1 pseudogene is annotated in these 255 nt (G+C 61.2%); it reads right to left on the bottom strand.

Annotation, left to right across the window (positions count from 1 at the left end):
* Positions 1 to 255, bottom strand: a pseudogene (locus ACYQ3S_RS15765) (relaxase/mobilization nuclease domain-containing protein); the annotation flags it as partial.

A 255-nucleotide genomic window follows, 5' to 3' on the forward strand; every position in this document is an offset into this window, starting at 1 on the left:
CGCCGGGGCGAGGGCCTCCACATCGGAAAGGGCGTCGTAAAGCTGTTTCCGTTTCTTCTTCCGCACATTGAGGATGGTGCGCTGCTTCATCAGGCTGGCCAGCGTTTCCCCGGCGCGAACACGGATGGCCTGCAGGTCCTCTGCCGTGGCAGTGCCATGCTCCCGCAGGAAGGCGAATTGCGCTTTGTACTGCTCGAACTTCATCAGTTCTTTCCGCAGGTGGGGTGTCATCTTCGACGGGTACTGCCGCTGCTC

It is taken from the genome of Agathobaculum sp. TL06 (genome assembly GCF_054658635.1).